9 protein-coding genes and 1 riboswitch are annotated in these 9488 nt (G+C 53.5%); of the genes, 1 reads left to right on the top strand and 8 read right to left on the bottom strand.

Features of this window, described 5'->3' with window-relative positions; genetic code table 11:
* Positions 1–40: 40 nt before the first annotated feature.
* The 3 genes from ACK4IR_RS05820 to egtC form a co-directional block, all read right to left on the bottom strand.
* The gene (locus ACK4IR_RS05820) at positions 41–1063 is read right to left on the bottom strand and encodes a sirohydrochlorin chelatase (RefSeq protein ID WP_409873306.1); all 1023 of its coding nucleotides are present in this window, start codon (positions 1061–1063) and stop codon (positions 41–43) included.
* Between the two features lie 32 nt (positions 1064–1095).
* Positions 1096–1237: riboswitch (cobalamin riboswitch) on the bottom strand.
* 95 nt (positions 1238–1332) lie between these two features.
* Positions 1333–2454 (bottom strand): SUMF1/EgtB/PvdO family nonheme iron enzyme, encoded by a 1122-nt coding sequence (locus ACK4IR_RS05825; RefSeq protein WP_409873307.1) that lies wholly within the window; start codon positions 2452–2454, stop codon positions 1333–1335.
* Positions 2429–3211: an ergothioneine biosynthesis protein EgtC gene (gene egtC / locus ACK4IR_RS05830; RefSeq protein WP_409873309.1), complete on the bottom strand. Its 783-nt coding sequence runs from the start codon at positions 3209–3211 to the stop codon at positions 2429–2431. Before egtC ends, ACK4IR_RS05825 begins: the two co-directional genes overlap by 26 nt.
* Before the next feature lie 138 nt (positions 3212–3349).
* On the opposite strand from egtC, the gene ACK4IR_RS05835 reads away from it, so the two are divergent.
* Positions 3350–4060: a DUF2232 domain-containing protein gene (locus tag ACK4IR_RS05835; protein WP_409873310.1), complete on the top strand. Its 711-nt coding sequence runs from the start codon at positions 3350–3352 to the stop codon at positions 4058–4060.
* Here ACK4IR_RS05835 and fni read toward each other — a convergent pair.
* The 5 genes from fni to ACK4IR_RS05860 form a co-directional block, all read right to left on the bottom strand.
* Positions 4057–5085, bottom strand: a complete 1029-nt coding sequence (gene fni / locus ACK4IR_RS05840; protein ID WP_409873319.1) for a type 2 isopentenyl-diphosphate Delta-isomerase — start codon at positions 5083–5085, stop codon at positions 4057–4059. The genes ACK4IR_RS05835 and fni overlap by 4 nt on opposite strands.
* A gap of 70 nt (positions 5086–5155) precedes the next feature.
* On the bottom strand, positions 5156–6292 hold the full coding sequence (locus ACK4IR_RS05845) for a geranylgeranyl reductase family protein (RefSeq protein ID WP_409873321.1): 1137 nt from the start codon (positions 6290–6292) through the stop codon (positions 5156–5158).
* 56 nt (positions 6293–6348) lie between these two features.
* Positions 6349–7239, bottom strand: a complete 891-nt coding sequence (locus ACK4IR_RS05850) for a cation diffusion facilitator family transporter (RefSeq protein ID WP_409873312.1) — start codon at positions 7237–7239, stop codon at positions 6349–6351.
* 13 nt (positions 7240–7252) lie between these two features.
* Complete coding sequence (gene ctpC, locus ACK4IR_RS05855) at positions 7253–8554, bottom strand: carboxyl-terminal processing protease CtpC (RefSeq protein ID WP_409873313.1); 1302 nt, start codon at positions 8552–8554, stop codon at positions 7253–7255.
* Between the two features lie 118 nt (positions 8555–8672).
* A complete protein-coding gene (locus tag ACK4IR_RS05860; protein ID WP_409873314.1) occupies positions 8673–9011 on the bottom strand; it encodes a hypothetical protein in 339 nt (112 codons plus the stop codon).
* Between the last annotated feature and the right edge of the window lie 477 nt (positions 9012–9488).

Below are 9488 nucleotides of genomic sequence, written 5' to 3' on the forward strand. Positions count from 1 at the left end.
GAAATTATTTTAACTCTAACACTTTGCCGCAGAGCAATGCCTAGGGAACCTGCCAAATACGCTGGTGATAACTGGGCAAGTGATCCAAGTCCACCGTTGATCCATGGTGATGGTAATGATCCCCGTGCCCATGGCCGTGGGAGGGGTGCTCATGATCATGATGATGGTGGTGATGATGGCTCTGACCTGCCACCAAGCGGAACTTGCAGACTTCACAGTTCATGGCCACCTGCCCCGTATGGGTTTCGATTTCCCGCTGCCGCGTCAGATAGAACAGTTGCGGATGCAAGCCGATTTCCGGCAGGTTGACGTACTCAACCCAAGGATAGGCGGCCTGGGCTTTGGTGGTGAGGGTATAGATTTTCTTGACCAGTGCCCCGGTAAACAGGAAGTGGGGCAGGACAATGACGCGGCGGGGCTGGTGAAGATTGGCACGTATAAACCCTTCTGGTAAGCGGGGATGGGTAATGCCAATGAAGCACACTTCCACGGTTTTGTAGCCACTGCCTTCCCAGAGCATGCGGGCGAGCTTAAAGACATCGCCATTGGCATCGGGATCACTGGAGCCGCGTCCGACGACCAAGAGAACCGTTTCTTCGCGGCCAATCCCGTGGGGATTAAATTCCGGTGAGTCCAAGAGTTCAAGGCGCGATCGCCAGAGGGTTAGAATTTCTGGGGCAATGCCATAGTGGCGGCCATAGTGATAGCGCAATTGGGGAAAAGCACGCCGCGCCCGATCCAACTCATTCGTAACATCAAACTTATTGTGGCGGGCAGCAAAGAGCAAAATCGGCAGCACCGACAACTCCGTATGCCCTGCGGCAGCACACCGACCGAGAACCTCAAAAATCGAGGGTTGGGTTAACTCTAAAAAACAGGGAAAAACAGGCCGACAGGGATCGAGTTGATAATAGGCTTGGGCGAAATCGAGAAAAGCTTGGCGACCTTCCGGATCGCGGGTTCCATGGCCCACCATTAACAACGGCCGCGGTTGCGTCAGAGGGGGTAACTCGAGACTGAAACTAAGGGGACTGAGAAGAGAATCGTTAAGGGTCACAACCACGTTGAAACTCCATGCCCGTGCGACGCAGGCAAACAGAGTGAACCACAGCAAGTAGGCATTCTGGCTGAGGGAGACTTCCCATCACAGCTGCGGCACAGCACCAGATTTGCACTGGATTTTCCCTACAGGCTGCTTTTCACGGTGAACGCTGCCAATTGTAACGAGATTCTTAGACCCCTGTCTATACGGGGGGTGGGCAACCCTCCGTCAAACCTAGCCCTCCCAGGCTGTCAAGAGTGCAGAAAATGCCGTAAAAGTGCCCTCTGGCTTCATTGAGAAGTCTTTTCTAGGTGAACGTAGCGTGCCCCGGCAAACACCTCACGGGTGGTACGGCTATACCAATTACGAAATGAGGGTCGCTTGAGCAGGGGACGTGTCCAGTGACTCCCCCCTTTGAGAACAAAATGCTCGCCATCAAAGTAGGGGGCAGAATAGCCACGGTAGGGATAGCTCTGGAACCCCGGATAGGGGGCAAAGGGACTCTGAGTCCACTCCCAAACGTAGCCTGTGTGCAGGAGTCCCTGCTGGGCAGCAATTTCCCATTCTCGTTCGGTGGGGAGGCGTTTGCCTTGGAAATTGCCGTAGGCTTCGGCTTCGTAGAAACTGAGGCCCCACATAGGCAAGTCCAAGTTCTCAGGGATGGGGTAGAACGGTGAGGTAATTTCTTCTGCTTCTCGCCATTCCCAACCCCTGCTTGACCACCATTCCCGCCGCTGATACCCACCCGCCTCCACAAAGGCGAGAAATTCCCGCCACGTTACCGGTGCTGCATCAATCGTAAAGGGAAGCAACTCGACACGCTGAACTGGCTGCTCGTTATCCAGGGCGAGGAGGTCTTCGCTACCAATAGAATAGCTACCGGCGGAAATCCGCTGATGTTTCTGTTGGCAGGATAGGTGAGGCGGGAATGTAGTGAAGATGCCCTGCATAGCCAGTACCATTTGGATGGTTTCACTGTGTTGGGCCTCATGCTGCAAAATCCACCACCAGAGCCGCATTTCCCGTTGCCACTGCTTGTCGGTGAGACTGTGGAGGCGATCGCCCGTGCTGTGATGAATCTCCGCTAAGTAGGCAAGCAATTGAGAATGCGACGGCAAGTATTGTCGTTCCACCTTAGGTCGGCCATCGGCGGCATACCAGTAGCGATCGCGATCACTGATATCTGAACGTTCAGGCAATAGCCAAAAGGCTTCTGTGTAGCCAATGTGCCCCAAATGCCACCCCACGGGACTATAGAGGGGATGAGGCTGAGCACGGAGGACAGCCTCGCTTAGCTGAGCAACTAACTGGAGCGTAAATTCCCGCTGGTGCTCAAAGGCTTGCCAAAGGGCTTTCCGGTCAAAGGGATTGAAAGGCACTGCGGTCTCAGAAGGTGTAAATTTCTGGTTCACTCTGCAAACTCATCAACAGCAATTTATTTTCCGGTAAAGGATACCACTGCGTTTGAGAATCTATGGGTTCTGAGGTGAGCTGAATTTTTTCGGCGTCCTGACTCCAGTACAGGGTGGGGGGAGGTGTTCCACGGGAGCAGCGGGTGGCCAGAATATACATGCCGTCGGTGAGAATTATTGCAGCACTGACACTGGTACGCGCGGCCTGCGCCAAGGAAAAGACAATTTGCAGCGTCTGGCGCAAAACCATGACGGGTGACAGTTGCGGATTCAAGACCAATTCATTGCAAAAGAGGGCAAAGAGATGCTCAGAATCGGTGGAACCTTCAACAATGTTGTAACAAATGTCCGATAGGCGATCGCGCATAGGGCGGTAGAGGGTTTGGCGAAAGTTATCAATAAAACCGTTGTGTACCCCCAGCCAGCGTCCCCAGCGAAAGGGTTGTGTATTCGTCATCTGCACAGGTTGACCGGGTGTGGCACTGCGAACATTGGCCAAGAAGCAAGCAGATTCAATATAGCGGCTGAGATGTTCGGTAAAGTTGACATCATGCCACATGGGCATCGTTTGCCGATACAGAAACGGGGGCACATCTTGTTGCGGAGCATACCAGCCTACCCCAAAGCCATCTGCATTCAAGCATCCCGCCGTCATTTCGCGGGGTTGATAACTTTGCACCAATAGGGAATGGGGAGCATCCACTAGGGCATGGGCAAGGGACGTTTTGCGCCCCATATAGGCATAAAGACGACACATAGGTTAACATGCAAATTTGATAAGATACCGTACCCTCGATTCTAACTTTCAGCAAAGGATTTTTCTGGGGAGCTATCTCCAGTTTGAGGGCTGGCAGTAAAGCTTGCTAAAGTGTAGAAAAAAGGTTATTTGCAATCAATGAACCCGACGGATTCCCTAGAGGACGATTTTCCTGATGTAGAAGTGATTGTGCCCCCTGAGCAGTCCCAAGCCTTGGGGCGATCGCAAATTCAGCGCACCCTTGTCATTACGGAAACGGCCTTCCTTGCCAGTACGGCGGCTCTGCTGTGGGTGATTAACTTTTATTTGCCCGTTGGCCCAGTCTTACGCCTGTTTTTTCCGATTCCCATTGCCTTAGTCTATTTACGCTGGAATTGCCGTGCCGCTTGGATGGCAGCCATTGTCAGTGCATTGCTCCTTTCTGTGTTGATGGGGCCACCCCGCAGTCTGCAATTTCTCTTGCCCCATGGGATTATGGGGGTCATTTTTGGCGGCTGTTGGGCAAAAAAAGAGGGCTGGGGACGTTCCATCCTCAGTGGTGCAGTGATTGGCACCGCAGGATTTTTCTTTCAAATTAGTCTTGTGTCCATTTTGCTCGGGGAAAACCTCTGGATTTACTTCAATCAGCAGGTCACGAACTTTATTGATTGGGTGCTTGTCAACCTCAATCTTCTGCTGGAGCCAACGGTAACAGTTGTCCAATTGGTGGCGCTAGTACTCGTCTTTTTCCAGTCCACGGTCTATGCCCTAGTGGTGCATATTTTGGCGTGGACATTGTTGGAGCGGCTAGGTAATCCAATTCCCGACCCACCCTCTTGGTTGCGCACCATCCTTGAGGAACCGCGTTAGCCTCTTTCGAGGCAACGACGCCGGTAGAGAGCTTGGGGAGTGGCGCTGCCGGTACAAAACAGCGCGGTTTTCAATTCCTCAAGGATAAAATCAATGCATTGGCCAAGGGCTTCCTCTGATTCATGGGCTGCTTGCAAAAAGGGTCGCGCTAACCCGCCAAGACCTGCTCCAAGGGCGATCGCCTTTGCCACATCAATGCCGTTTTTCAGTCCGCCGGAGGCTATCAAGGGCGTATCGGGCAGGGCAGCATGAATTTGCTCAAGACACTGAGCGGTAGGAATTCCCCATTCTGCAAAGGCCTTCCCGAGATACTGTTGCCGCGCATCTTGGGCACGTGCCGCTTCCACTTTTGCCCAGGAGGTGCCCCCTGCCCCCGCCACATCAATGGCCGCCACACCAACATCCACCAGTTGCTTGGCCACCTCAGGACTGATTCCATTGCCCACTTCTTTCACAATCACTGGGACGGGGAGGGCACGGCAGAGAACACCAATTTTAGTCAATAGCCCCTTGAAGTTGCGATCGCCCCCCGTTTGAACCGCCTCTTGCAGGGGATTGAGATGCAAAATCAGGGCATTCGCCTCTAGGAGATCGATAATCTTCTGGCACTCGTTGACGCCACAGCCATAGTTCAACTGCACCGCGCCAAGATTAGCCAAGAGGGGAATGGTGGGTGCCTCTTGACGAATGGCAAACGTTGTCGCCACCTCGGGATGTTCCAGCAAGACCCGTTGGGAACCGACGCCCATGGCAATTCCCTTTTGCTGCGCCACCCGTGCTAGACGGCGATTAATTTCTCCCGCTTGGGCTGTGCCACCGGTCATGGAGGAAATCAGTAAGGGAGCGGCAAGTCGCCAGCCAAGAAACTCGACCGTCAGATCAATCTCAGTAAAGTCCAGTTCGGGCAAGGCACAATGGCGAAAGCGATACTTCTCGAAACCCGTGGTGATTTCTTGATGACTGACATCACCGTGAATACAAAGTTTGAGGTGCTCGGCCTTGCGCTGCTCGATGGGACTGCTCACCACTTGTCTTCCTAAGTTAGGCTGCACTCACATTATAGGAGGCCGTCCAGCGGTCGATCCCCTATCGGCATTAACGGAAAACTGTGGGTACTCTTAATCCCGCCGCCAGCAATTTCAGGCCATTGGCTGCTGCATCGCGATAACGCAACTGACCACAGAGAATTTGCCCCATCCGTTGTAGGGCACTGGGACGTTTAATGGCTACCTCATAGGCGAACTCTGGCAAGCGGTAAAAGAGGCTCCCCAACCGCCTCGCCCAAGCCATATCCACCCCCCATTCCTGATGCACTTGCCGAGAATACTGCGCTAAGGCGTTGCCGTCACCGCTTAAGGCTCGATCCACTGCCTGAGCGGCCAGCATCCCCGTCAACAGAGAGGGACGAATACCTTCGCCCGTAAAGGGATCAACAACGGCAGCCGCTTCCCCCGCCAAAAGGGCATTTTGGGTGTGCAGAGGGTGATACCCCTGCCAGCACAGGAGAGGATGACCGTAGCGCTTCAGGGATTGTAGATCGACATTGAAGTGGCGGGCATATTCGGTGCAAATTCCCCTGAAGTCTTGGGGTTCATTGCCAATAAAGGCACCAACACCGATGGAATAACCATCTGCTTTAGGAAAGTTCCAAGCATAGCCGTTACGCACGTTGCCAAAGTCAAAGTGAGCAGCCCGGAGATTGTGACTTCCTAGGCGGGCTTCTACCTCTAGGGCACCGCCCCAGCGCGGTCGCTTGCGGGCTAACCCGAGCCATTTGGCCGTTGAGCCTTTGGCACCGTCACAGCCGATGAGATAGCGGGCCGTAAAGTCCCCTTGGGGGGTATGGACTTGCCAAGAATTGCCCGCCCAGGTGAGACCGGTCACCGGCGTTTGGGGTTGGACGTGCGCCCCCTGTTTCTGGGCTTGCTGAATCAGAAAATAATCAAACACCTCTCGGCGCACCATCCACACCCCTTGGTCGGGGGGAAGTTCCAGCACTTGAGGCTCTGCGCCCTGCCATGTACAGACCATTCGCGTCAGCTTCAGGGAGATCGCAGGGCTAAAGTCAAAGTCAAACCAAGACTGCACTTGGGGCGACACCCCACCCCCACAGGGCTTGTAGCGGGGCAGAGCTTCCTTTTCTAAAACCAACACCTGCCGACCTGCCTTGGCCAAGTGATAGGCAGCCGCCCCGCCCGCAGGGCCTGAACCAACAACGATGCAGTCGTACAGCACAGGGTCACTCCTCAGTTACTTTGCGCAGATGCTCAAAAAATAACAAAAATCACCTACGAGAAGCTGATCTGACTGGATTCGTAGTCAGGGGGTTCGACGTGGATGACAACGCGAGCCGGCCCATAGCGGTCTTGCAGCAGGGTTTCAATTTGCTCGGTAATGTCATGAGCCGTGGGAATATCCTCCGCCTCTACAATCAAGTGCATCTCAATAAACACTTGCCGTCCCACCATTCCCCGCGAGCTAATGTCATGGCAATTCACCACACCGGGCACGCTCATCACCAGCTCATGAATGGCTTCCGGAGCGATCGCCACCTCATCCACCAGCCAAGGAATGTTGCTTTTGAGAACGTCCCACGCACTCCAAAACACCAGAGCAGCCACGAGAAAGGCCAGTACCACATCCAACCAATCCCAGTTGAACGTCCACACCCCAATCAACCCCAAAAGGACAATAATGGTTGTCCAAACATCACTTAGGGTATGCTTGGCATCAGCAATGAGGACAGAATTATTTAGCTTGTACCCCATATGGTGCTCATACAGGGTGAGACCGATATTCATGCCAAGGACAAGAATCACAATCCACAGTTCTACCCCTGTAATCGTTATAGCACTGCTTTGATGCAGCAGACGTTCAACGGCGCTTTGCAAAATCTCAAAGCAAACCATGCCCAAGAAAGCGGCAATTCCCAATGCACCAAGGGCTTCAAACTTTTGGTGACCGTAGGGATGATCGCGATCGGGATGGGGACTGGCCCACTGCATGGCCACCAAGCCCAAGATGCTACTCCCCGCATCCGTCAGACTATGTAGGGCATCGGCTTGTAAACTCAGGGACTGACTGAGAATGCCGACAATGGCCTTAATAACGGTCAGTGTGACATTGACCCCTAGCGCCAAGAACAATACCCGCTGGGCTTGTCGGCGGTGGTCGGCCATAGTGATATTAAACCTAAGGATTAGTCGTCCGGATGGGTCGCGCTGATTGAGTATTACGTCGCTCCGCTAGGATGCGCTCATTGAGAACCGTTAGCGCCCGTGTAAATTGAGGATCGCGATCGGTGGCAAGGTCATCACGAGTAAGTCGCTCCCGCTGCTGCTCAGTCAGTTTGACTTCAATGTCCGGTTCAATGCCCTTCTTGTTAATATCACGGCCACTGGGGGTAAAGTACTTGGCGATCGTCACCGCAATCCCTGCTCCTTCACCCACCGGCTGGACAGACTGCACCAAGCCTTTCCCAAAGGTGCGCGTTCCCACCAACACGGCACGACCATTATCCTGTAGGGCGCCCGCAAGGATTTCGCTGGCACTGGCCGACCCCCCATCAATGAGTACTACAAGGGGCTTATTGGTCAAGAAGCCGCGACCGGCGCGTAAGCGTTCCGCTTCCCCTTGGCGATTGACCGTAGAGACAATATCGCCCTGCGGCAAAAACATGCGGGCAATTTCAGCACTGGCAAAAAGGAGGCCGCCCGGATTGGAGCGCAAGTCCAGAACATAGCCCTCAACCCCTTGCTTCTCCAACTCACGAATGGCTGCCCGCATTTCTGCTGCTGCATTGGAGCTAAAAGTGACAAGGCGAATGTAGCCGACGGAGCCTTGGGGAGTTTGGCGCAGGCTGTAGCGAACGGGATGAATTTCAATGCGGGCACGGGTGATCTCATAGTTCAAAATCTGATTGCCCCGCTGGATTGTCAGGCGCACTTTTGTATTCACAGGACCACGGATCATGCTGACTGCTTGGTTAAGATCCATTCCCTTGGTGGATTTACCGTCAATTTTCAGGATTACATCCTTGGCCATTAGACCCATCTCAGCGGCTGGACTCCCTTCAATGGGAGAAACCACGGTAATCTCTTTTGTCTTTTCGTCCTGTGTAATCGTGATGCCTACCCCTGTGAGTTCACCAGAGGTTTCAATTTGCATGGAGCGAAACTGCTCTGGATCCATAAAGCGGGTGTAGGGATCATTAAGCTTCTCCAACATTTCCCGCGCCGCTTTGTAGGCTTCCTCTGGTTTGGTGTAGTTCCGCGAGAGAAATTCCCGCCGCACGGCACGCCAGTCATTGCCGTTGAAGGTGGCATCAACGTATTCGCGGTCAATGACCTGCCACACTTCATCCACAAGTTCTTTAGGACTTTGGCGAAAACCCGCTAGGCTACGCGACCAGTGGAGACCCGCACCAGTGACAGCAACCAATGCCGTCATGACCACTGTCGTACTGACAACGAGCGTGCGGTGTGTGATTCCCATATGATTCGTCCTGAATTTTCGCTTCTTTAGCCTACGCCCAATCTAGCACAAAGACTTACCTTGGCTGTTGGCGATCGCAAGCTAAATTTGCAGGACATTACTGACGATCAAAAAGTGCCTAGCCGCCAAATTGCTGCCGCACACAGTAGTTCACACTTTCATCGAGAACCCGCTGTACCTGTTGTTGGCGAGGAGACTGGGGTTGGCCACCATTGGGATTAAGGGTTTGAAAGTCAGTGTAGCTCACCCGCTGTTGGATATAGTTAATGGAACACTGGCAAATGTTATTCATGACTGAACGGGGGACAATGGGTGCCGATCGCCGGCCCCGCTCGATGCAGGTATCCATAAAACTATTGACGGCCACTTGGGGGTAAGGTTCGGGAATAGCGCGTGCAGGCAGTGTGAAACTACTGACTAAGCCACTGCTAATTAAGATTAAAGAGAATAATTTCATAGGTAATAAACTCTGACGCTAAAACCTCCTAGTCATACTCTAGGACGCCCCTTTTCATGCAAAAAGTATGAAGCTCACACCACCCGCTGACGCGAGGTGATGGTGTCTATGCCAACCTGAGAAGTCCACAGGTCACACAGACAAGCCGAGCTTCTAGGCGGGCATCGGGTACTTCTGCCCGTATACCCCTCACTGTCCTTTCGGCAAGTGAGCTGAAAAATCCCTCTGGCCGCGATGTTGTACGAACCGTTGAGGTCATAATTATAGCGTTTACCAGAGGAAAATTTTGCCAGCGCATAGTTGTTCGGGTGGCGCTGCACCACCCCAGAGCCATCATAGGCCAGCTTGGACGTTTGACGCTCATCCCGCTAACGCTTCTCGTATAGCGGGAGATTCCCCATTCACCGAGTCTTGGCTAGATGTCCCGAAGGACACCCCCGCCAGAACCTCTCCAGGGGCGTTTTCAGCACTGGCCGC

Source organism: Thermosynechococcus sp. (assembly GCF_046299635.1).
In the GTDB taxonomy this organism is placed as follows: Bacteria; Cyanobacteriota; Cyanobacteriia; order Thermosynechococcales; family Thermosynechococcaceae; genus Thermosynechococcus.